Genomic DNA, 21,595 nt, shown 5'->3' on the forward strand with positions numbered 1-21,595 from the left:
GGTAGGTAAGCAACATGGAAGAGAAATGGTTAGTTGGTGTTGACCTTGGTGGTACAACCATTAAATTAGCATTTATTAATGTATACGGCGAAATTTCACATAAGTGGGAAATCCCTACAAATACAGGTGAGCAAGGAAAACATATTACACTTGATGTTGCGAAAGCAATTGATAAAAAGCTAGAAGAATTAGGCGAATTGAAGAGCAAGTTAATTGGTATTGGTATGGGAGCTCCTGGCCCTGTACATGTGGCATCTGGAATGATTTATGAAGCGGTTAATTTAGGGTGGAAAAACTATCCGCTAAAAGATTTATTAGAAGTAGAAACAGGATTACCTGTTGTTATTGATAATGATGCAAACTTAGCAGCGCTTGGTGAAATGTGGAAAGGTGCTGGTGAAGGTGCAAAAGATTTAATCTGCATGACACTTGGTACGGGCGTTGGTGGTGGTGTAATCGCCAATGGTGAGATTGTACACGGCGTGAGTGGTGCTGCTGGTGAGATTGGACATATTACAGTAGTTACAGAAAATGCTTTCCCATGTAATTGCGGGAAGTCTGGTTGCTTAGAAACAGTAGCATCTGCGACAGGTATTGTACGTGTTGCTATGCAAAAAATACAAGAGACTAATAAAGAAAGCATGTTGCGTTCTATGTTAGCTGAAGAAGGACGTATTACATCAAAAGATGTCTTTGAAGCACTTGGACAAGGTGATGAATTAGCAGGCGAAGTAGTAGAAAAGGTAGCTTCTTATTTAGGGTTAGCTGTAGCGAACCTATCTAGTACGTTGAACCCAGAGAAAATTGTTATTGGTGGAGGCGTGTCTAAAGCTGGAGATGCGCTATTAGAACCAATTCAACGCTATTTCGAGCAATACGCTTTCTCACGTGCTGTAAAGAGCACGAAGTTAGCTATTGCAACACTTGGTAATGATGCAGGTGTTATCGGAGGAGCTTGGCTTGTAAAAAAGCACAAATACGAAGCGAAGATGATATAAGTTTTGAAATATGAAAAGAGGAAGGGGGAACCCTTCCTCTTTTTGTGTGAAATCTCGATGAAGAATAAAGTGTAAACGAATTAAGCTGCTGGTGGATACCCGTTATATAGAACAGTCATGATCGTAAACCATCCGAAAACGAGTACAGTTGCAATTGCAAAGCCGCTCGCGAAAAAGTTTTTTTCACGAAGTGTTCTAAGCGTAGCAAATACAGCTAACAGAGTGACAAGTGTAAAAATAATAACAAGGCCCATGCAATATCCTCCTCTGTCTACCCATTTCTTATTATGAGTTTTTGGAATATTTACTCTTTTATATTGTACATGTTTTAAAAATGATTGTCGAGATAGCATCCTTTCTTTTCCTAAGAGAAAGAAATGTTGTATCATTAAAAGTAAGTTTAATAACTGGAGGAGATTTTCATATGAAATGGATACAAATGCCGTTAGGCCCATTACAAACAAATGCTTATATTTTAATGAACGATCAAAAAGAGTGCATTATCTTTGACCCTGGGCACGAAGGTGAAAAGCTCGTTACATATTTACAAGAAGAACAATTAAAACCATTGGCTGTTTTATTAACGCATGCTCACTTTGATCATATCGGTGCTGTTGATGCGGTAAGAGACGCTTTTCATATTCCTGTATACGTACATAAAGAAGAAGCAGATTGGTTAGGAGATGCAACTGTAAACGGCTCTCAAATTTTTATGATGAACCGCAGTATTACAGCAAAACCAGCGGATCATATTATTGATGCAGAAGGTACATTAACAATTGGATCATTTAATTTTGAAATTTTTGAGACGCCAGGACATTCTCCAGGAAGTATTTCTTATTATAGTAAAGAGGCAAATGCTGTATTCTCAGGAGATGTATTGTTCCAAATGAGCATTGGAAGAACAGATTTGCCTGGTGGAAGTTTTGCTGAATTAATTGGAAGTATTGAAGAGAAATTATTTGTATTACCAGATGAGACAGCGGTGTTATGTGGACATGGTCCAGAAACAAGCATTGGTTTTGAAAAAGAAAATAATCCGTTTTTACAATAAGGAGTCATTATGGGAATGGAGCTCATTTTAAGAGAATGGATGGGGAAAGAAAAGGATTATTCAATTTCATATAGTACGTATATGAACCTTGTATTGTATACAGAAGGTCATGGATATTATATGAAAGAACGTGAAAAGATTGGAAGACAAGGGGATTTTTTTACAAGTAGCAATGTATCCTCTGTTTTTGCAAAAACTTTTGCTAAACTTTTTATTCGTCTTGTTGAAAATGGTGAAGTTGCTTCGAATATTTGTGAGGTTGGTGGGGGAACTGGAAAGTTTGCCTATGATGTTTTACAAGAATGGAAGCAATTATCTCCAAAAACCTTTATTGATTTAAACTATTCAATGATTGAAGTGAGCCCTTTTCATAGGAAATTACAGCAGGAGCAGCTTGGCTCATTTTCTAATGTATCGTACTATACCTCCTATAGTGAAATGGGAGATTCTTTCGAGGGAATTCTCTTTTCGAATGAGTTGTTTGATGCATTTCCTGTTGAAATAATTGAGAAAAGAAATGGTATGTTGTATGAAGTGCGTATTACATATACAGAGGAAGGAAACCTTTCAGAAGTATGTAGGCCGTTAGATAAAAGAATTGGTCGATATTTATTGAAATATAATATTCATATTGCTGAAGGGCAACGTTTTGAAGTACCAATTGTGATGGAGGAGTATATAAAAGAAATCGCGAAATGGTTTCAAAAAGGTATATGTATTACAGTTGATTACGGATACACAAAAGAAGAATGGATGCATCCAGCACACCGTGAAGGAAGTTTGCGAGGTTATTATCAGCATAAGCTAATACGTAACCCACTAGCGCATCCAGGTGAAATGGATCTTACTACTCATATTCATTGGGACGAGCTAAAGGAGATGTTTAGTATGCAAGGAATGAGTGCAGTATGGCATAAGAAACAATCTGAGTTCTTGTTAGCTGCAGGGATATTAGAACAGCTTACGAGCCATCAAGATATGAATCCTTTTTCTGAAACACAAAAACAAAATCGAGCAGTTCGTTCTATGATTTTGAATGGAGGAGTAGGGAGTGCGTTTGATGTTGTTATACATACAAAAGATATGCAACATTTACATTTGGAGCGGTATGTAACAATATAAAAAACAAGACACAGTATATACTGTGTCTTGTTTTTTAATACGACTTATGTAGTATTATATATTTCCTCTCATGATATATATTTATATTAAAGATATGAGATAAAAAATATAGAATACGTTCTTTTTCTTCGATTATTAGTCCCTAACCTAATAATACGCGAACGAGTTGAATTATTGTTTCGTTCTCTACTTTGTAATAAATTTCCAATCCTTTTCTTTCACTAGAAACGATTTTAGCGCTTTTTAATTTTGCTAAATGCTGTGAAATTGTAGATTGTGGCATGTTTAAGCCAGTGTACATTGTAGAAACGTTGCTTGGACCGCGCTCAATTAATCCTTTTACGATACATAAACGAACAGGATGAGCCAGCACTTTTAATAATTCTGCATTACTTTCATATAGTTCTAATTCTTTTTGAAAGGTTTCTAACATGTTCTTTTCCACCTCCGTGTGAGCTATTATACCATACTATACATACCAAAAATTTAAAGAAAAGAAAATAGTTGTTGCAGAAAAAAAGTCCTAAAGTAAAGAAATTGTAAGAAAAGAGACCATGATGTAAATAAAATAGGTAAATTAGCACGTTTTTGTAAAATGACATTTTTGGGTGAAAATTTCGATGCGTTTTAAAAATTGAAAGATATAGATATATTTGTAACACAATTTTATCATGATTTTCTTATTCTTTCAAATGAATATACGAAATTTTTAAAATAATATGACAAAGGAATTATAATGATATATATAGAATATAAAACAGGTTAAAAGAAAAGAAGCTGAATGTAATTCGCTTCTTTATGGTGATAATGAAATATTTGATTACGGCTGATAAATCTTAGGATAATCAAGTCATTAGTCATTTATTCTAAAATTCATCTTTTAGCAACGTTAAAAATCTGTGATTCCATATGTTCTCGTAAAAATCAATTGTCTCTTTTGCGGACATAAAAGGATTATTCAACGTAGAGGTTGTTTTCTGTACCATAAAGTTTTCGTATCCCAGTCCGTGGGCAAACTTAATCGTAGCATCCATACAGTACTCTGTTTGGGCGCCACAAAATTCAATGCAATTTACAGATAATTGATCTAAAATTTCTTTTAAGTTTGTTTTATAAAATGAATTTGCATGTGTTTTTCTTACAAAAAAATCTTGTTCTTGAACATCTAGATCGGTATGAATAGCCCAAAGTTCTTTCTCGGGTACTAAATCATCATCACAATGTTGAATAAAAAGGATTGGTTTATTTAATTTTCTGTATGAATAAATTCTTTTATTTACTTTTGTTAGTAAGTTCTGTAAATCAAATAAATGCTCCTCGCTATAACATACGCCATTTTGTAAATCGATAACGATTAAAATATCTGCACAAGTATCCATTATTTCCCCCCCTTTTTTATTTCTTAATATATCAATTAATCCATTATTTAGAAATAGATGATATACTTTTATTTTTTATGGACTATAAGAAAAATTTCAAATGAATATAACTAAAACGCAGAAAAAGAAGATATGAAAACCTAATCTCATATCTTCTTTTTCTCTATGCATTTACAGGTTCTTCTACATAAGAAAGGGCATTTTCAAAATCGGATATTAAATCGTTAACATTTTCAAGACCGACTGATAACCGAAGTAATGAATTAGAGATTCCTCTTTCATCACGAGCTTCTTGCGACAGTGCTGCATGTGACATTTTTGCTGGATAAGAAAGAATTGACTCTACAGCTCCTAAACTAACTGCAAAAACAGGTAATTTTACTTTTGATAAAAATTGGCGGAGTGCATCTTCTGACTGCAAAGTAAACGATAAGACCGCTCCAGCTGATGTTGCTTGAGATTGTTGAATATCAAATCCGAGATGTGTTTGTAATCCCGGATAATAGACATTTTGTACTTTAGCGTGCTCTTGTAAATAATGTGCGATTTTATTGGCATTTTTAGCTGAATGCTCGAGGCGTACGTGCAATGTTTTTAGACCGCGAAGTACGAGAGAACAATCTTGAGGTCCTAAAATAGCACCGAATGCATTTTGTAAAAATCCAAGCTTTTGAGCGAGTTCGGCATCTTTTACTACTGCTAATCCGGCAGTAACATCACTATGACCAGCAATAAATTTTGTAGCACTATGAAGAACGACATCAGCTCCAAGTTCAAGTGGTTTTTGGAATAGTGGTGTCAAAAATGTATTATCAACAAAAGTAAGAGCGCCAATAGATTTTGCGAGTTTAGAAACCTCGCGAATATCTGTCACTTTTAAAAGTGGGTTAGAAGGTGTTTCTACATAAAAGAGCTTTGTATTTGGTTTCATGTTTTGTTTTATTTCTTCTAAATTGGTCATATCAACAAATGTATGTGAAACACCGTAACGGGAGAGTACCTCAGTTATCACTCGGTAAGTGCCTCCGTATACATCTTCTGAAATGAGTACGTGATCACCTTGTGAAAGAAGGAGGAATGCAGTGGAAATCGCTGCAATGCCTGATGCAAAGGCGAATCCCTTTGTTCCACCTTCTAATAAAGCAATGATATCTTCAAGAGCTTCACGAGTTGGATTTCCTGACCTGCTATAGTCATATTTTCCGAACGTATCTACATCAAACTGGTGAAAAGTTGATGTGTTATAGATAGGAACGTTCACAGCTCCTGTTTGCGAGTCATGTTTATATTGGTTGTGTAGTAAGAGTGTATCTATAGAATAACTCATATTCTTACACCTTCTTTTACAAGTTTAATGGCTTGCTTTAAGTCTTGAATTAAATCGTTACTATTTTCAATGCCAACGGAGAATCGAAGAAGACGATTACATACACCGTTTGCTGTTCTAATTTCTTCAGGAATATCAGCATGTGTTTGCGTTGCTGGATAAGTCATTAAACTTTCTACACCACCAAGACTTTCGGCAAATGTAATTAAGGATAAAGATTGTAAGAATGGATTAATCCAAGCTTCATCTTTAAGGCGAAATGAAATCATGCCGCCTCTTCCAGGATAAAATACATCTGTCACCCCGTCTTCATCATTTAAATATGCAACAACTGCTTTCGCATTTTCTTCATGCTGTCTCATGCGAAGCGCTAACGTTTTCATACCGCGAATTAATAACCATGAGTCAAATGGGCTTAAAACTGCACCTGATGCATTATGATAATGAGCGATTTCTTCACAAAGTTCCTTTCCTTTTGCAATGACAAGTCCGCTTAGTACATCGTTATGTCCCCCTAAATATTTCGTTGCGCTGTGAAGTACAATGTCAGCACCTTCTGTTAATGGTTGCTGTATATAAGGTGTGTAGAATGTGTTGTCTACAATAAGAAGTAGTCCGTGCCTTTTCGCTACAGTTGCGACAGCAGCAATATCAGTAACTTGCATTAATGGATTAGTTGGAGTTTCTATGAAAATAGCCTTCGTTTCAGTTGTGATAGCTTGCTCAATTTGTTTAATAGACTGTGTATTTACGTATCTACATCGAACATTCCACTTTTTTTCATGTTCAGAAAATAATCGATACGTTCCACCGTATAAATCTTCAGATACAATAAGTTCGTCTCCAGAGCGGAATAGAGAAAGGACGAGGAGAACAGCCGCCATCCCTGAACTACAGGCATAACCTTGTTCGCCATATTCTAAGTCTGCGATTGCCTGTTCTAAAAGACCTCGAGTTGGATTGCCAGTTCGTGAATAGTCAAAGCCAGTAGATTTACCAATTCCTTCATGACGATAAGCGGTTGAGAAATAAACTGGTGGATTAACCGTTCCAGTTGTAGTTTCACTGCGATTGCCGATTTGTGCTAGTTTTGTTTCGATTGTTGACATGTGAAAATTCCTCCTTTTAAATTGAAACATTAAGTGAATATAAAATAAAAAAAGCCTTCTAAGAAGAAGGCTTTCGGTTTGAATAGAGTCTTCTTCTCATCTGTCAAATCTTTCACAATTTGCTGGAATTAGCACCTTATTAACAAAATGTTAATGGTTGCTGAGGCGTCACAGGGCCAGTCCCTCTACCTCTCTAGATAAGAATGTTCGTATGAAATTTTTATTATGTTTTTAACTTTACAACAAAAGATAATTGAATTGCAACTTTATTTTAAATAATTTTTATTTTTCCGCAAGTGTCATTGACTTTTACTTTTGTGCATGCTAAATTTATTAAAAAATTAACAAACATTGTTAAAAGGGGAACGCATTTCCTTTTAGCTACATAAATAAAATAATAAAGACAACTCTTATTGAGAGCGGTGGAGGGAAAGGCCCTGTGAAACCCGGCAACCTTCAAACGAAATGTTTGAAACGGTGCTAATACCTGCAAAACGAATGTTTTGCATAATAAGAGGAGGAACGATTATGTCCCCCTCTTCAAAGTGAAGAGGGGGTTTTTATATTGATAGAAATGAGGGAGATTCGTGAAATTACTAGATTTATTATCAAAAGGAATTGTAATAGGTGATGGTGCGGTTGGGACGTTATTGCATTCACATGGCTTGCAAAGTAGCTTTGAAGAATTGAATGTATCTGATCCAGACTTAATTATATCGATTCATAAACAATATGTAGCTGCTGGAGCAGATGTAATTCAAACGAATACGTATGGAGCAAATGAGGCGAAATTACGTATGTACGGCTTAGAAAATCAAGTTACAGAAATTAATAGAGCGGCAGTAAAACTGGCGAAAGCATCTGTTACAGATAAAAATGCAATTTTAGGAACAATTGGTGGTATGAAACATATCGGAGCCGTTACAACGACTGATATGGAAAGGGAGTTTATGCTACTTGAACAGGCAGGGGCTTTACTAGAAGAACAGGTTGATGGATTACTATTAGAAACTTTTTACGATGAATTTGAATTACTTCATGCTGTTAAAGTATTGCGTAAGCAAACGAACATTCCAATTGTTGCTCAATTAGCGTTACATGAAGCAGGTACGACTCAAAATGGAAATGATGTTAATGAAATATTAAAGCAACTTATAGATTACGGTGCAAATGTTGTTGGATTAAATTGTCAACTAGGGCCGCTTCATATGACGGAGGCTTTCAAAATGATATCGATTCCGCAAAATGGCTATTTATCAGCATACCCAAATGCAGGTCTCCCGAATTATGTGGAGGGACGTTACGTATATGAGGGAAGCCCAGCTTATTTTGAGGCGATGACGCCGAGATTTATTGAGCAAGGTATTCGGTTATTAGGTGGTTGTTGTGGTACGACTCCAGAACATATTCAAAGTATGAAGCACGCTGTTGCGAATGTTACACCTGTAATAGAAAAAGACACCATTCAAAGGCCGAAAGTTGTTCATACGCATGAGAAACGTTCGAAGGCTCACGTCACTCTAGCAGAGAAAGCGAAAAAACAAACGACAGTTGTAGTGGAATTAGATCCACCGAAAACGTTAGATACACAGCGGTTTTTTGAAGGAGCAAGAGCTTTAAAAAGAGCGGGAGCAGATGCTATTACTCTAGCAGATAATTCATTAGCATCGCCTCGTATTTCTAATATGGCAATGGGTGCGTTATTAACGAAGCATGATATCCCGGTATTGACACATTTAACGTGTAGGGATCATAACGTCATTGGACTACAATCTCATTTGTTAGGTTTATCGGCGTTAGGGATGGAAGAAGTGTTAGCTTTAACTGGTGATCCAGCGCGCGTTGGTGATTTTCCTGGTGCAACTTCTGTATACGATTTGTCCTCTATTGAGCTCATTAAAATGATTAAAGAAATGAACGATGGACGTTCAATTTTAGGGAAATCACTTGGACCGGCGACAAGGTTTTCTGTAGGCGGCGCATTTAATCCTCACGTGAGGCACTTAAAAGCGGCGGTTAAGCGAATGGAACGAAAAATAGATGCTGGAGCGGAATATTTTTTAACTCAGCCAATTTACGATATCGCGTTAATTGAAGAAGTGTATGAAGCGACAAAGCATTTGGAACAACCTATTTTTATTGGAATTATGCCGTTAGTAAGTAAGCGGAATGCAGATTTTCTTCATTTTGAGGTACCGGGTATTACTCTTCCAGAAGAAATAAGAGAGAGAATGGATGGACACGAAACGAAAGAGGCGGCAATTGAGGAAGGGATTCGCATTTCGCAAGAATTGATCGACGCAGCGATGAAATATTTTAATGGTATTTATCTTATTACACCATTTTTAAAATATGAAATTACAGAACATCTTGTTAAATATGTAAGAGAAAAGCAAGAAGTGAAAGAAGGTATTAATTGATGAAGTGTATAGAAGAAAAATTACAAAATAGCATTTTAATATTAGATGGTGCAATGGGAACAATGATTCAGCAAGAGGATTTAACTGCTGAAGATTTCGGAGGAGAAGAGTACGAGGGCTGTAATGAATATTTAGTAGAAACAAGACCAGACGTTATTTTAAAGATTCATAAAGCTTATATTGAAGCTGGAGCGGATATTATTGAAACAAATACATTTGGGGCAACGAATATTGTACTAAGTGATTATGAGCTGTCTCATTTAGATGAAGAACTAAATGAAAAGGCAGCACTTTTGGCGAAGCAAGCTGTTAAAGAAAGCGGTAAGGAAGTATATGTTGCGGGAGCGATGGGACCAACAACGAAAGCAATTAGTGTTACTGGTGGTGTGACTTTTGAAGAATTGATTGAGGCTTATACAAGGCAGGCACGAGGATTATTAAAAGGAGAAGTTGATGTATTACTCGTTGAGACGAGTCAAGATATGCGTAACGTGAAAGCAGCTTATATTGGAATTCAAGCTGCTTTTGAAGAACTGAAAAAAACGGTTCCTATTATGATTTCAGGAACGATTGAGCCAATGGGAACGACTCTGGCTGGGCAAACAATTGAAGCTTTTTATTTATCAGTAGAACATATGAAACCATTATCTGTTGGGTTAAATTGTGCGACTGGTCCGGAGTTTATGAGGGACCATATTCGTTCACTATCTGATTTATCGGAGTGTTACATTTCTTGTTATCCAAATGCAGGTCTTCCTGATGAAGATGGACATTACCATGAGTCTCCATCTTCTCTCGCTGAAAAGGTGAAGCGATTTGCTGAAGAAGGATGGGTTAATATTATCGGTGGTTGTTGTGGCACGACACCAGAACATATAAAAGCAATGAAAGAAGCACTAGCATCTCTTAAGCCTCGTGACCATCATGAGAGAGAAGGACATGGAATTAGTGGATTAGAGGCACTGCAATATGATGAGTCTATGAGACCGTTATTTGTAGGTGAAAGAACGAATGTTATTGGATCACGTAAATTTAAACGATTAGTAGCAGAAGGGAAATTTGAAGAGGCTGCTGAAGTGGCAAGAGCGCAAGTGAAGAAAAATGCTCATATTATTGATATTTGTATGGCAGATCCTGATCGTGATGAAATAGAAGATATGGAGAAATTTTTGACAGAAGTTACGAAAGTGTTAAAAGTACCGATTATGATTGATTCAACGGATGAAAATGTTATGGCAAGAGCACTTACTTATATTCAAGGAAAAGCTGTTATCAACTCTATTAATTTAGAAGATGGAGAAGAGCGTTTTGAAAAGGTAACACCGCTTCTTCGTAAGTATGGTGCTGCAATTGTAGTTGGTACAATCGATGAAGATGGTATGGCAGTAAGTGCTGAAAGAAAATTAGAAATTGCAAAAAGAAGTTACGAATTATTAACGACGAAATATGGGATACGCCCGTCAGATATTATTTTTGATGCACTTGTGTTTCCAGTAGGGACAGGTGATGAAGAATATATTGGTTCAGCGGCAGCGACTATAGAGGGCATTCGCCTTATTAAAGAAGCGTTACCAGAGTGTTTAACGATTTTAGGTGTAAGTAACATATCATTTGGTTTACCACCGGCTGGACGTGAAGTATTGAATTCCGTCTTTTTATATCATGCTACGAAGGCTGGATTAGATTACGCGATTGTTAATACGGAAAAATTAGAACGCTATGCGTCGATTCCAGAGGAAGAAAAACACCTTGCAGATGCATTACTGTTTGAAACGACGAAAGAGACGTTAGAAGAATTTACAAACTTTTACCGAGTCGCTAAAAAGAAAGATGTCGTTGTGCAAGAAACGTTAACGCTAGATGAACGACTAGCAAATTATATTGTAGAAGGTACGAAACAAGGATTACACGAGGATTTAAGTCTTGCACTTAAAGAAGGAAGAAAACCTCTTAATATTATTAACGGTCCGCTTATGACAGGGATGGATGAGGTAGGACGACTATTTAATAATAATGAACTTATTGTTGCTGAAGTATTGCAAAGTGCCGAAAGTATGAAAGCTGCTGTAAGTTATTTAGAGCCACATATGGAATCTAGCGATAGTGCAAAAAAAGGGAAAGTATTATTAGCAACTGTAAAAGGTGATGTGCATGATATTGGGAAAAATCTCGTTGAAATTATTTTAGCGAATAACGGATATGAGATTATTAATTTAGGAATTAATGTACGTTCGGATCGAATTGTTCAAGAAGTACAAGAAAAGAAGCCGGACATTATAGGCCTTTCAGGTTTATTAGTAAAATCAGCGCAACAAATGGTAACGACTGCTGAAGATTTAAAAGCAGCAAATATTGATGTGCCCATTGTTGTAGGTGGTGCAGCGTTAACGAGAAAGTTTACAGATAATCGAATTTCACCATCATATAAAGGGCTCGTTTGTTATGCGAGTGATGCGATGACGGGGCTCGATATTATTAATAAGCTTCAAAAAGAAGAAGAGCGTGAGAAGATGAAACAGGATAAAAAAGAACGTCATCTTCATATCGTAAAAAAAGAGGAGAAGAAAATAGAAATTCCAACAGTAATTGAGCCATTACCGAAGGCTGAGGTTATGGTGCCTGATTCAACAAAACGAATTGTATTACGTGATATTCCGGCTCTTCATCTCGCTCCATTTTTAAATAGACAAATGCTACTTGGGCATCACCTTGGATTAAAAGGAAATGTGAAGAAGCTTTTGAAAGAGGGAGATAAGAGAGCACATGAATTAAATGATTTAATAGATGAATTATTGCAGGAAGGACAATCTTGGTTAAAGCCGAAAGCAGTGTATCAATTTTTCCCAGCGCAAAGCGACGGACAAAACATTGTAATATATGATCCAGAAAATCATACGCGTGTTATAGAGCGTTTCACATTCCCTAGACAAGGAAAGGCTCCCTATCGTACTTTAGGCGATTATTTGCGCCCAATTGGAGATGAGATGGACTATGTTGCTTTCTTATCTGTTACGGTTGGGGAAGGAGTTCGGGACATTGCTGAAGAGTGGAAGGCGAAAGGTGATTACTTACGTAGTCATGCCATTCAATCGTTAGCGCTTGAATTAGCAGAAGGACTTGCTGAAAAAACACATATGCTCATTCGTGACCGCTGGGGCATTCCAGACTCACCTGAACTGACGATGGAAGAACGTTTCCGTACGAAATATAGAGGAATACGCGTGTCATTTGGTTATCCGGCGTGTCCAGAACTTGCAGATCAAGAAAAGCTATTTCGCTTAATTCATCCAGAGGAAATAGGTATTTCATTAACAGAAGGATTCATGATGGAGCCAGAAGCGTCCGTAACGGCTATGGTATTTTCTCACCCTGAGGCAAGATATTTTAGTGTATTATAGTCTAGAAGGGGGAGACGTATGAAGAAAATAGTCTTTACAGGTGGCGGTTCGGCAGGACATGTAACACCTAATTTAGCCATTATCCCATATTTACAAGAAGACAACTGGGATATCTCTTACATTGGTTCTCATCAAGGTATTGAGAAAACGATTATAGAAAAGGAAGGCATTCCCTACTATAGTATTGCGAGTGGAAAGCTACGTCGTTATTTTGATTTGAAAAATATAAAAGATCCTTTTCTTGTAATGAAGGGTGTTATGGATGCGTATGTAAGGATTCGAAAACTAAAACCAGATGTGATTTTTTCAAAAGGCGGTTTCGTATCTGTACCAGTCGTAATTGGAGGATGGCTAAATAAAGTACCAGTTTTATTACATGAATCTGATATGACGCCAGGACTAGCAAATAAAATTGCGCTTCGTTTTGCTTCGAAAATATTTGTTACATTTGAAGAAGCAGCGAAACATTTACCGAAAGAAAAAGTAATATATACGGGATCTCCTGTACGTGAAGAAGTGCTGAAGGGAAATCGAGAAACAGGTTTAGCATTTTTAGGTTTTTCACGTAAAAAGCCAGTTATTACGATTATGGGAGGTAGCTTGGGCGCGAAAAAAATTAATGATACTGCTCGAGAAGCATTACCAGAACTTCTTAAAAAGTATCAAATTGTTCACCTTTGCGGAAAAGGTAACCTTGATGAAAGTTTACAAAATAAAGAAGGATATAGACAATTTGAATATGTACATGGAGAACTGCCAGATATATTAGCAGTAACAGATTTTGTTATTTCACGCGCGGGCTCCAACGCAATTTTTGAATTTTTAACATTACAAAAGCCGATGGTTTTAATTCCATTATCGAAATTTGCAAGCCGTGGAGATCAAATATTAAATGCAGAGTCCTTTGAAAGGCAAGGGTATGCCTCCGTATTATATGAAGAAGATGTAACTGTAAAATCTCTTATAAAGTATGTCGAAGAATTGAATCAAAATAATGAGAAGTATAAAACAGCACTAAAAAAATATAATGGAAAAGAAGCAATTAAAACAATCATTCAAAATATTTCAGAGGCATGATGAAACAATCATGCCTCTTTTAGTAGGGTGAAAGATTCCAAGAATTGATATTTTTATGTTACAATAAAGTGAAACTTTAATCAGTTGGGGGCATCCTCCATCTAACTTCTTTGCTTTCACTGGAATTTGAGGAGGGGGTTTTACTGCCCTCAAATAGCGGGATAACAAATGGGTTAATAGGGAAATTCCAATTAATGAAGCGTGAAAATACGAATGGATTAGGAGTGACTGTGTTGGAGCTAAGTCTCTATGAAAATACTGCACTTATTATATGCTTTGTGTTGTACGTTGGTAGTGTTATTGTTTATATTTCAAGGAAATTTTCGCAAGAAAGAGAGCTTGAAAAATCAGAGATAACAGCTGAACTAGAAATGTTAGCTGATGAAAGTTATAAAAAACAAAAAATAAAAGAAGACCATGAAGCATCCCATCATTTAAACGCAAATAAGTTTTAAAGATGGGGATTTTTTTTGAAGTTGTTATTTATTATAGCTATAACAAATAACGCTAAAAAGGAGTTTCCCGATACATAATGAAGGAGTGTATATAAATGAATTTTTATATCGCCTCAGGTTTCCAAAATAAACATCTTGTATGTTCCGTAGCAAATGAACTGAAACATGCAGGATGGCACCATACATATGATTGGACCAAAAACGAAAGAGCAGTGAATCAAGAACAATTAAGAGAAATTGGTCAGGCAGAAAAAAATGCTGTAAAAGAAGCGGATGTGTTTTTACTTATATTAGATGGCGGAAACGGGAGCCATACAGAGTTTGGAATGGCGATTGCACTAGAGAAAACGATATATGTATATCATGCAGGAAACCCGCTCCAAACAACGTTCTATCACTTGCCAGAAATAAATATTTTTGAAGGAGATGTAGCTGAGTTTGCATCTTATGTTATGAATCATGTGAAATAATAGTAACTACCTAAAAGGTTATAAAAGTGATCTTTTGGGTACAGTGATGATAAGAAACGTATATAAAGGAGTACATAATATGAAATTAGAAAATGGATGGGAAACGAGCTTTTTAGAAGTCGTACAAAATAGTGAATTTAAGAAAGAGGCACTTCTTAGTCAATTGCTTTGTCAGGATAGTGAAGAAGTAGAAGAGCTTGTGGATGATTACGGCTACGAAGAACTTGTTGAACGTGAACATGATGATGAGTTAGCTGAAATCTTAGGAGAAGAACTTTTTAGTGAGATGGAACGCCAAGTATTCTTATCTTCAAACCCAGAAGAAAAACTTATTGCATTCGTCAATGGATTAGGTTTTCATGTGTTAGATTGGATCGTTCTTCTTGAAACAGAATTTGGCATTGATAGTGCAAACTTTACATCAGATGCTGTAAAGGTGTTAGAAAAGCGTTTCAGACAGTTTCCGTACATAGAGGACAATACAATTTTTGATATGACATTTGGAGAATCGATGGATGTATTAGAATCTGTTACAGGATTACAACTAAAGGAAAAGATGAACATATAATGAAAAAAGAACGTGATTCAATCACGTTCTTTTTTTACATAATAATAATTTTATCATCTAGTTTTGTCTGCCCGGTAAGAAGTGCGTTTAAATATTCCACTTTTCTTATACAAGCTTGTATATGTCTTTCAACCTCTTGTAACTCTGCTTGGTGATGTGTTTCAATTGGATGAATTTGTACGTTGAATTTTTCAAATTGACTACTATATGTTATTTCTGCATAGCCGCTCATAATATCGGTTTCGTTATGAAATAAAAATTGCCTCGTTTTGTCACAGAATGATACATCCTGAAAGCCATATACTTTTAATGCTTCAATTACTTTTTTAATCATTTTTGTATTCATTTTTTTAACCCTCTTTACGAAGTTCTACTTTTATATTATAACATAAAAAATTACATAGAAAGCGCTTCCAAGTGTATTTTATTATAAACTTTACGTTTCAATCACAAAAATGAAACAAAGAAAAAATAATTGTAAAGAAGGAAGGACTCTTTTATTGTTTTGTCATATATATAGAGAAATAGTGCAATGAAAGGAAATTTTCCGAGTTGGAGATCGTATTTCCAATTTGAGCGCAGTAAAAGAGGTGAGAATCTTGAACTTTGATATTGTAGGACAAAAAGCATATATAAAAGATGGACCGCATCGGAACCGAATTGGAATTGTAAAGAAAAACGAGACAAAATTAGCATCGCAGTTTGCTATTGTAATTGGAGAACAAATTATTGATGTAGAGCTAAAGGATATCGTGTTAGTTGGAGTAGACGTAGGACAATTTCATAAATGGTGCGAACAAAATGGTTATTTGTGAAAAGGACGGGCTGTGAGATAATGAAATATATTTGAGGAAAGAGAATATATTATTGTATTCTCTTTTTCTATGTTTAAGGAGGCGAAAATGAAATATAAAGAACAGGAGTTTACGTTGGAGTTAAAAGAGAACATTCAATGTATGGAGAAGGAAATAGAGCGAATGTCACTTAAATTGTATAAAGAGTATTCGCATTTATACATAGAAAAAAACATGGAATTAGATATGGGATTTGCAAGAGAAAAAGAGAATCCCTTTGAGGTGGGTTATTATTCAACAGTTGCTATAGCTATATTAGATGAAGAAAAAGAGATGATTAAATTTCACAATATTCCAATTTGGGAATGTGAAAGAATCTTTTTAGGAATGCCAATTCAATCAAACATTTTGGGTAGTAAGAAAGTAGGAGAACTCGCTGATGAATCTTGTTATGAGATTGAGGAAGAGTTAAAAGAGCAATTAGAAGAATACTTGGAGTGATAATTCTCAAGATAAGATCTATAAAGAGGGAACGGAATAAAAAAGACGCTAACAATTGTATGTTAGCGTCTTTTTTTCATTATGAAGCAATTTCACCAGTTTTTGTATCATCTTGATTGTACGTATCTTGATCTAATTCACCAAGCCATTTACTTGAAATAAGACCTGCTGTCATAGAACCACTTACGTTAAGAGCTGTACGACCCATATCGATTAATGGCTCAACCGAGATAACTAGAGCAACAATACCGATTGGTAAGTTCATTGTAGATAGTACGATTAAAGCTGCGAATGTTGCACCGCCACCAACTCCGGCAACACCGAATGAGCTAATAGCAACAACAGCGATTAAAGTTAAAATAAATTGTGGTTGTAATGGATCAATTCCTACAGTTGGAGCGACCATCATTGCAAGCATTGCTGGATAAATACCTGCGCAACCGTTTTGTCCGATAGATACCCCAAATGAAGCTGCGAAGTTTGCAATTCCTTCGGAGATACCAAGCTTTTCTTTTTGAGCTTCAATATTTAATGGCATCGCACCAGCACTAGAGCGAGATGTGAATGCAAAAGTTAGTACAGGGAACACTTTTTTCAAATATTGAATTGGATTTAAACCAGACAATGCAATTAATAATAAGTGAATGATAAACATTACGATAAGTGCTACATAAGAGGCTAATACGAAGTTACCAAGCTTTAAAATAGCATTTATATCGCTACCAGCAACTGTTTTTGCCATAAGAGCTAATACGCCGTATGGAGTAAGGCGTAAAATTAATGTTACCATACGCATTACGATTGCATATACAGCATCAAGCATTTTCTTAAATAGCTCTGCTTGTTCTGGATATTTTCGTTTTACACCTATAAAGGCAATGCCGATAAAGGCTGCAAATATTACGACAGAAATTGTTGATGTTGGACGAGCGCCTGTTAAATCAAGAAACGGATTTGTAGGCAATAGCTCTAATAATTTATCTGGAATTGTTGTCTTTTCAATAGAAGTAAATCTTTCTTCAACTAGTTTCAGACGAGCAGATTCTGCATCACCTTGTTGCAAGCCTGTTGCAGATACATCAAATCCTGCACTTGCAGCGATACCGACAGCTGCAGCGATTCCTGTAGTAAGAATTAAAATTCCGATAATAAGACCACTAATTTTACCAAGGTTTTTCGTTAACTGTAATTTTGTAAATGCTGAAATAATAGATACTAAAATAAGTGGCATAACGATCATTTGAAGTAATTTCACATAACCGTTACCAATTAAGCCAAACCAAGTATTTGATTCAATAATTACTTTAGAAGTTGGCTCATAAATGAATTGTAATATAAGACCGAATAAAATTCCGACTCCTAAAGCGGTAAATACACGTTTATTAAAAGATACATGCTTACGTTGCATATAATATAATACGCCAACTAAGATGAGCATGACTGCAACGTTAATTCCGACAAGCAGTGTATTCATGTTGATTCCCCCTAATTCCAATCTGTTATATAGAATATAAGGTAATAAAACCTATAAGTCAACTAGGAAATTGCGGGATTAAAAAAAAGATGGCAAAATGCCATCTTTTAATGTCCAGCCCCAGGGACAAGTAAAAATGTCGTGTAGTATGTAAATCCTATGAAGAAAACAGTTAAATATGCCCCAAATACGTATATATACATACGCTCTGTTAATTTTAAATAGCTTAAAAGTACGAAGAAACCTGTTTGTCCTAAAAATAGTAGTGCAGCCTGTTGCATATCTCCTACGTAAAACATAACCGAGAAAATTCCAGTCCAAAAGCCGAGAACGCGAAACATGCGATCCATGCTATTTCCCTCCTTTTCTAGAAAAAGTAAAACCTCTTTTCATTATAGTTTATTTTTCTTACTATTGTAAATATTCGTTCATATAAAAAGAAGCCAATTATTATTGGCTTCTTTTTATATGATAAATTAAATTGTTAGTTTATAATTACAAGATTTACATCCATCTAATAGACTATCATGTCGAGTTAATTCCATGTTAGGGAATAGGATTTCAAAAATGCCTTTCATCATATCTCCGTGCATGTTACAAATTTCAGTTGGATGATGAACAGCAACTTCTTTAAATGGACAATTGTGTACATCATAGAAAATTTTTGTTCCATCTGCACTTAATTCAAATGCAGGTGATAAGCCGGCTGTTGAGAAAGCTTCTTTTGCAATTTGAACTTTTTGCTCTACTGTTAAAGCATCTTCACTCACATTTAAACGTTGCATATGTTGTTGCATTAATTCGGCCCCGAATTGTTTTCCTGTTTCGTATAGCGCTTTTTCACCAGCAGCGCCAAGGCTAAGTAAAGAATTAAATGCTATTCTTGCTAACAATTGATAATCACGGAATGGAAATTGCAATTGAATAACATCTTCAGATAAGACATATAATCTGCTTGGTCTTCCGCCTTTTCCAGTTTTCTTCGTTTCCGATTTAAGCATATGAACATCTTCTAATTTAGATAAATGTAAACGCGCTACGTTTGGATGAATATCGAATTCATCTGCAATTTCTTGTACAGTTACGTAACTATGTTTTTGCGAAATATATTTATAAATGTAATAACGAGTTGGGTCAGCTAAAACACCTGTAATTTTTAAAGCTTGTTCCATGAGGATCTCCACCTTTATCACTTTATCCAAGATAATAACATTATAATACAGATAAACATGAGTATAGGTAATTTCAGACAATAATTCAGAAATTGTTCATAATTTCACAAACATATTTTTCCTTTTCGTTCTAGTGAAAATACAAAATTCCAAATTTTTATTGTGCATGTTTTCATGCTATATACATAGTGAGGAGGGAAAAGTGATGAATGGGATTGAAATTTTTGCGAATACAATTTTAAAAGAAGCGTGTAGGGTACAAGCGTCAGATTTACATATTGTGCCCCGGCAGAAGGATGTAGCGGTGCAACTACGTGTAGGAAAAGATTTAATGACGAGACATTGTATTGAAAAGGAGTTTGGAGAAAAACTTGTCTCACATTTTAAATTTTTAGCATCTATGGACATAGGAGAGAAACGGAAGCCACAGAATGGTTCGTTGTATTTGCAAATTGATGGACAAGAAGTGTATTTACGCCTTTCAACACTTCCAACAGTATATCAAGAAAGTCTCGTTATTCGCCTTCATTTACAAGCATCTGTTCAGCCCTTATCACATCTTTCGTTATTTCCAAGTACGGCAGCAAAACTACTCTCGTTTTTACGCTATTCACAGGGGCTACTCGTGTTTACTGGACCGACTGGTTCTGGGAAGACAACGACAATGTATGCATTATTAGAGGTAATTAGAAAAAAGAAAACACGTCGCATCATTACACTTGAAGATCCGGTTGAAAAAAGAAGTGACGATGTATTACAAATTCAAATAAATGAAAAAGCGGGTCTCACATATGAAACAGGATTAAAGGCTATTTTACGTCATGATCCAGATATTATTTTAGTCGGTGAAATCCGTGATGAAGAAACAGCAAAAATAGCTATAAGAGCAAGTTTGACAGGACATTTAGTCATGACAACGCTGCATACGAATGATGCGAAAGGAGCAATCATTCGTTTCATGGATTATGGTATAACGAGGCAAGAGATTGAACAGTCTTTATTGGCTGTAGCTGCACAGCGACTTGTCGAATTGAAGTGTCCGTTTTGCAGAGGAAAGTGCTCAACTTTATGTAAATCAATGAGGCAAGTAAGGCAAGCAAGCATTTATGAGCTGCTATATGGATATGAGTTAAAACAAGCGCTTAAAGAAGCAGATGGAGAATGTGTTACTTACAAACATGAGACTTTAGAATCGTCAATAAGAAAAGGATATGCTTTAGGTTTTTTAGAAGATGATGTTTATGTTTAAGAAAACTTGGAGTTTAAGTGATCAAGTAGTATTGTTGAAACGTTTAGGAGAATTACTAGAAAAAGGCTACTCTCTTTTACAAGCATTAGAATTTTTACAGTTTCAATTACCTGTAGAAAAGAAAGTACAATTGCAGCACATGATTGAGGGGTTAAAAGATGGGAAAAGTCTACACGATTCTTTTCATCAGTTAAAGTTTCATCAGGACATGTTAAGTTATTTATTTTATGCCGAGCAACATGGTGATATTTCTTTTGCTTTGCAACAAGGAAGTGCACTTCTTTATAAGAAAGATAAGTATAGGAGAGATATGATGAAAATCATGCAGTATCCTATGTTTTTAATGTTTTTTCTACTAATCATGCTTTTTATTTTCAACCTCATTTTATTACCTCAGGTTGAAATGGTTTATAGTTCGTTCGGTTCTAATACACCACTACTTACAGAACAAATTTTAAGTGCAATAAAACTGCTACCTTACATTATTTTAACCGCTATTTTAACTGTTATTATTGGATGTAGTTTGTATATGTTGTATTTTAGGAAACTTCCACATATTAGCCAGGTAAAAATCATGCTTCGTATGCCCCTCATCAAAACATTTCTTATTTTAAAGCATTCACATTATTTTGCTACTCAGTTGAGTGGTTTATTAAATGGTGGACTATCAGTATGCGAAGCTTTAACAATAATGATGGAGCAAAGATATCATCCGTTCTTTCAATATGAAGCGAGCCGGATTGAAAGACAATTAATTGGAGGAGAACGGTTACAATCTATCATTGCTAAAAGTGGGTATTACGAGAAAGAACTTTCTTATGTTATTACGCATGGACAAGCAAACGGCAATTTAGCGATTGAATTAGGTGACTATAGCGATCTTATTATGGAAAAGATGGAACGGAAAATTAAACATATGTTAGTTATCATTCAGCCTATTTTATTTATATGTATTGGAGGAATCGTTGTCCTTATGTATTTAGCGATGATTATGCCAATGTTTCAAATGATGAATTCTATTTAGGGGG

The 21,595-nt window shown here is 35.6% G+C and carries 22 protein-coding genes and 2 riboswitches; of the genes, 13 read left to right on the forward strand and 9 right to left on the reverse strand.

Features of this window, described 5'->3' with window-relative positions; genetic code table 11:
- Positions 1-14 precede the first annotated feature (14 nt).
- The gene (glcK, locus tag OXT04_RS14945) at positions 15-998 is read left to right on the forward strand and encodes a glucokinase (RefSeq protein WP_267415662.1); all 984 of its coding nucleotides are present in this window, start codon (positions 15-17) and stop codon (positions 996-998) included.
- A gap of 80 nt (positions 999-1,078) precedes the next feature.
- Here the strand turns inward: glcK and OXT04_RS14950 are convergent, their stop codons facing one another.
- The gene (locus OXT04_RS14950; protein WP_000524852.1) at positions 1,079-1,252 is read right to left on the reverse strand and encodes a DUF2759 domain-containing protein; all 174 of its coding nucleotides are present in this window, start codon (positions 1,250-1,252) and stop codon (positions 1,079-1,081) included.
- A 170-nt stretch (positions 1,253-1,422) separates the two neighbouring features.
- Here OXT04_RS14950 and OXT04_RS14955 point away from each other — a divergent pair, with 170 nt between their 5' ends.
- Positions 1,423-2,052 (forward strand): MBL fold metallo-hydrolase, encoded by a 630-nt coding sequence (locus OXT04_RS14955; protein WP_000871225.1) that lies wholly within the window; start codon positions 1,423-1,425, stop codon positions 2,050-2,052.
- Between the two features lie 9 nt (positions 2,053-2,061).
- Positions 2,062-3,174 (forward strand): class I SAM-dependent methyltransferase, encoded by a 1,113-nt coding sequence (locus OXT04_RS14960; RefSeq protein ID WP_065229363.1) that lies wholly within the window; start codon positions 2,062-2,064, stop codon positions 3,172-3,174.
- Positions 3,175-3,316: 142 nt separating this feature from the next.
- On the opposite strand, the gene OXT04_RS14965 is transcribed toward OXT04_RS14960, so the two are convergent.
- The 4 genes from OXT04_RS14965 to metI all read right to left on the reverse strand — a co-directional run bounded on the left by OXT04_RS14965 (position 3,317) and on the right by metI (position 6,989).
- Entirely contained in the window at positions 3,317-3,607 is a 291-nt protein-coding gene (locus OXT04_RS14965; protein ID WP_000894377.1) for an ArsR/SmtB family transcription factor, read from the reverse strand.
- Positions 3,608-4,040: 433 nt separating this feature from the next.
- Positions 4,041-4,553 carry a cysteine hydrolase family protein gene (locus OXT04_RS14970; protein ID WP_267415668.1) on the reverse strand — a complete coding sequence of 171 codons (513 nt, stop codon included), beginning with the start codon at positions 4,551-4,553 and terminating at the stop codon, positions 4,041-4,043.
- A gap of 163 nt (positions 4,554-4,716) precedes the next feature.
- Positions 4,717-5,880 (reverse strand): cystathionine beta-lyase, encoded by a 1,164-nt coding sequence (gene metC, locus OXT04_RS14975; RefSeq protein ID WP_000122301.1) that lies wholly within the window; start codon positions 5,878-5,880, stop codon positions 4,717-4,719.
- Positions 5,877-6,989, reverse strand: coding sequence for a cystathionine gamma-synthase/O-acetylhomoserine thiolyase (gene metI / locus OXT04_RS14980; RefSeq protein ID WP_000103887.1), 1,113 nt, complete (start codon positions 6,987-6,989; stop codon positions 5,877-5,879). The genes metC and metI overlap by 4 nt, the downstream gene beginning before the upstream one ends.
- Positions 6,990-7,082: 93 nt before the next feature.
- Positions 7,083-7,193: riboswitch (SAM riboswitch) on the reverse strand.
- Positions 7,194-7,396: 203 nt separating this feature from the next.
- Positions 7,397-7,506: riboswitch (SAM riboswitch) on the forward strand.
- A gap of 70 nt (positions 7,507-7,576) precedes the next feature.
- Here metI and OXT04_RS14985 point away from each other — a divergent pair.
- The 6 genes from OXT04_RS14985 to OXT04_RS15010 all read left to right on the forward strand — a co-directional run bounded on the left by OXT04_RS14985 (position 7,577) and on the right by OXT04_RS15010 (position 15,377).
- Positions 7,577-9,409: a bifunctional homocysteine S-methyltransferase/methylenetetrahydrofolate reductase gene (locus tag OXT04_RS14985; RefSeq protein ID WP_000770354.1), complete on the forward strand. Its 1,833-nt coding sequence runs from the start codon at positions 7,577-7,579 to the stop codon at positions 9,407-9,409.
- Entirely contained in the window at positions 9,409-12,807 is a 3,399-nt protein-coding gene (gene metH / locus OXT04_RS14990) for a methionine synthase (RefSeq protein WP_025117832.1), read from the forward strand. Before OXT04_RS14985 ends, metH begins: the two co-directional genes overlap by 1 nt.
- 18 nt (positions 12,808-12,825) lie before the next feature.
- The gene (murG, locus tag OXT04_RS14995) at positions 12,826-13,884 is read left to right on the forward strand and encodes an undecaprenyldiphospho-muramoylpentapeptide beta-N-acetylglucosaminyltransferase (protein ID WP_267415675.1); all 1,059 of its coding nucleotides are present in this window, start codon (positions 12,826-12,828) and stop codon (positions 13,882-13,884) included.
- Positions 13,885-14,078: 194 nt separating this feature from the next.
- Entirely contained in the window at positions 14,079-14,339 is a 261-nt protein-coding gene (locus OXT04_RS15000) for a DUF3966 domain-containing protein (protein WP_000817964.1), read from the forward strand.
- Positions 14,340-14,434: 95 nt separating this feature from the next.
- Entirely contained in the window at positions 14,435-14,809 is a 375-nt protein-coding gene (locus tag OXT04_RS15005; protein ID WP_001012331.1) for a nucleoside 2-deoxyribosyltransferase, read from the forward strand.
- 79 nt (positions 14,810-14,888) lie between these two features.
- The gene (locus OXT04_RS15010) at positions 14,889-15,377 is read left to right on the forward strand and encodes a hypothetical protein (protein ID WP_000764263.1); all 489 of its coding nucleotides are present in this window, start codon (positions 14,889-14,891) and stop codon (positions 15,375-15,377) included.
- 34 nt (positions 15,378-15,411) lie between these two features.
- Here the strand turns inward: OXT04_RS15010 and OXT04_RS15015 are convergent, their stop codons facing one another.
- Positions 15,412-15,723: a hypothetical protein gene (locus tag OXT04_RS15015; protein WP_001093240.1), complete on the reverse strand. Its 312-nt coding sequence runs from the start codon at positions 15,721-15,723 to the stop codon at positions 15,412-15,414.
- Between the two features lie 253 nt (positions 15,724-15,976).
- Here OXT04_RS15015 and OXT04_RS15020 point away from each other — a divergent pair, with 253 nt between their 5' ends.
- Positions 15,977-16,192 (forward strand): DUF3912 family protein, encoded by a 216-nt coding sequence (locus OXT04_RS15020; RefSeq protein ID WP_001008326.1) that lies wholly within the window; start codon positions 15,977-15,979, stop codon positions 16,190-16,192.
- 87 nt (positions 16,193-16,279) lie between these two features.
- The gene (locus OXT04_RS15025; RefSeq protein WP_053563649.1) at positions 16,280-16,672 is read left to right on the forward strand and encodes a hypothetical protein; all 393 of its coding nucleotides are present in this window, start codon (positions 16,280-16,282) and stop codon (positions 16,670-16,672) included.
- Between the two features lie 79 nt (positions 16,673-16,751).
- Here the strand turns inward: OXT04_RS15025 and OXT04_RS15030 are convergent, their stop codons facing one another.
- From OXT04_RS15030 to OXT04_RS15040, 3 genes are all read right to left on the reverse strand, one after another.
- Complete coding sequence (locus tag OXT04_RS15030) at positions 16,752-18,146, reverse strand: L-cystine transporter (protein ID WP_001094344.1); 1,395 nt, start codon at positions 18,144-18,146, stop codon at positions 16,752-16,754.
- Positions 18,147-18,253: 107 nt separating this feature from the next.
- On the reverse strand, positions 18,254-18,496 hold the full coding sequence (locus tag OXT04_RS15035; RefSeq protein ID WP_000375619.1) for a DUF2626 domain-containing protein: 243 nt from the start codon (positions 18,494-18,496) through the stop codon (positions 18,254-18,256).
- A 126-nt stretch (positions 18,497-18,622) separates the two neighbouring features.
- On the reverse strand, positions 18,623-19,318 hold the full coding sequence (locus OXT04_RS15040) for a helix-turn-helix transcriptional regulator (RefSeq protein WP_000434107.1): 696 nt from the start codon (positions 19,316-19,318) through the stop codon (positions 18,623-18,625).
- Positions 19,319-19,523: 205 nt separating this feature from the next.
- Between OXT04_RS15040 and comGA the strand changes: the two genes are divergently transcribed.
- Both comGA and comGB read left to right on the forward strand, forming a co-directional pair.
- Positions 19,524-20,567 (forward strand): competence type IV pilus ATPase ComGA, encoded by a 1,044-nt coding sequence (gene comGA, locus OXT04_RS15045; RefSeq protein WP_001013187.1) that lies wholly within the window; start codon positions 19,524-19,526, stop codon positions 20,565-20,567.
- The gene (comGB, locus tag OXT04_RS15050) at positions 20,560-21,591 is read left to right on the forward strand and encodes a competence type IV pilus assembly protein ComGB (protein ID WP_090977070.1); all 1,032 of its coding nucleotides are present in this window, start codon (positions 20,560-20,562) and stop codon (positions 21,589-21,591) included. Before comGA ends, comGB begins: the two co-directional genes overlap by 8 nt.
- Positions 21,592-21,595: the final 4 nt, after the last annotated feature.

This window comes from Bacillus sp. GC_Bacil_1 (genome assembly GCF_026540675.1).
Classification (GTDB): domain Bacteria; phylum Bacillota; class Bacilli; order Bacillales; family Bacillaceae_G; genus Bacillus_A; species Bacillus_A cereus.

What these genes read in the sequence shown, in the direction of transcription:
- OXT04_RS15040 (WP_000434107.1), bottom strand. Translation starts at nt 19,318, where the DNA reads ATGGAACAAGCTTTAAAAATTACAGGTGTTTTAGCTGACCCAACTCGT.
- OXT04_RS15025 (WP_053563649.1), top strand. Translation starts at nt 16,280, where the DNA reads ATGAAATATAAAGAACAGGAGTTTACGTTGGAGTTAAAAGAGAACATT.
- metI (WP_000103887.1), bottom strand. Translation starts at nt 6,989, where the DNA reads ATGTCAACAATCGAAACAAAACTAGCACAAATCGGCAATCGCAGTGAA.
- OXT04_RS14960 (WP_065229363.1), top strand. Translation starts at nt 2,062, where the DNA reads ATGGGAATGGAGCTCATTTTAAGAGAATGGATGGGGAAAGAAAAGGAT.
- OXT04_RS15035 (WP_000375619.1), bottom strand. Translation starts at nt 18,496, where the DNA reads ATGGATCGCATGTTTCGCGTTCTCGGCTTTTGGACTGGAATTTTCTCG.
- metH (WP_025117832.1), top strand. Translation starts at nt 9,409, where the DNA reads ATGAAGTGTATAGAAGAAAAATTACAAAATAGCATTTTAATATTAGAT.
- OXT04_RS15000 (WP_000817964.1), top strand. Translation starts at nt 14,079, where the DNA reads ATGAAGCGTGAAAATACGAATGGATTAGGAGTGACTGTGTTGGAGCTA.
- OXT04_RS14955 (WP_000871225.1), top strand. Translation starts at nt 1,423, where the DNA reads ATGAAATGGATACAAATGCCGTTAGGCCCATTACAAACAAATGCTTAT.
- glcK (WP_267415662.1), top strand. Translation starts at nt 15, where the DNA reads ATGGAAGAGAAATGGTTAGTTGGTGTTGACCTTGGTGGTACAACCATT.
- OXT04_RS15005 (WP_001012331.1), top strand. Translation starts at nt 14,435, where the DNA reads ATGAATTTTTATATCGCCTCAGGTTTCCAAAATAAACATCTTGTATGT.
- OXT04_RS14965 (WP_000894377.1), bottom strand. Translation starts at nt 3,607, where the DNA reads ATGTTAGAAACCTTTCAAAAAGAATTAGAACTATATGAAAGTAATGCA.
- OXT04_RS15030 (WP_001094344.1), bottom strand. Translation starts at nt 18,146, where the DNA reads ATGAATACACTGCTTGTCGGAATTAACGTTGCAGTCATGCTCATCTTA.
- OXT04_RS14970 (WP_267415668.1), bottom strand. Translation starts at nt 4,553, where the DNA reads ATGGATACTTGTGCAGATATTTTAATCGTTATCGATTTACAAAATGGC.
- comGA (WP_001013187.1), top strand. Translation starts at nt 19,524, where the DNA reads ATGAATGGGATTGAAATTTTTGCGAATACAATTTTAAAAGAAGCGTGT.
- OXT04_RS15010 (WP_000764263.1), top strand. Translation starts at nt 14,889, where the DNA reads ATGAAATTAGAAAATGGATGGGAAACGAGCTTTTTAGAAGTCGTACAA.
- murG (WP_267415675.1), top strand. Translation starts at nt 12,826, where the DNA reads ATGAAGAAAATAGTCTTTACAGGTGGCGGTTCGGCAGGACATGTAACA.
- comGB (WP_090977070.1), top strand. Translation starts at nt 20,560, where the DNA reads ATGTTTAAGAAAACTTGGAGTTTAAGTGATCAAGTAGTATTGTTGAAA.
- metC (WP_000122301.1), bottom strand. Translation starts at nt 5,880, where the DNA reads ATGAGTTATTCTATAGATACACTCTTACTACACAACCAATATAAACAT.
- OXT04_RS14950 (WP_000524852.1), bottom strand. Translation starts at nt 1,252, where the DNA reads ATGGGCCTTGTTATTATTTTTACACTTGTCACTCTGTTAGCTGTATTT.
- OXT04_RS15015 (WP_001093240.1), bottom strand. Translation starts at nt 15,723, where the DNA reads ATGAATACAAAAATGATTAAAAAAGTAATTGAAGCATTAAAAGTATAT.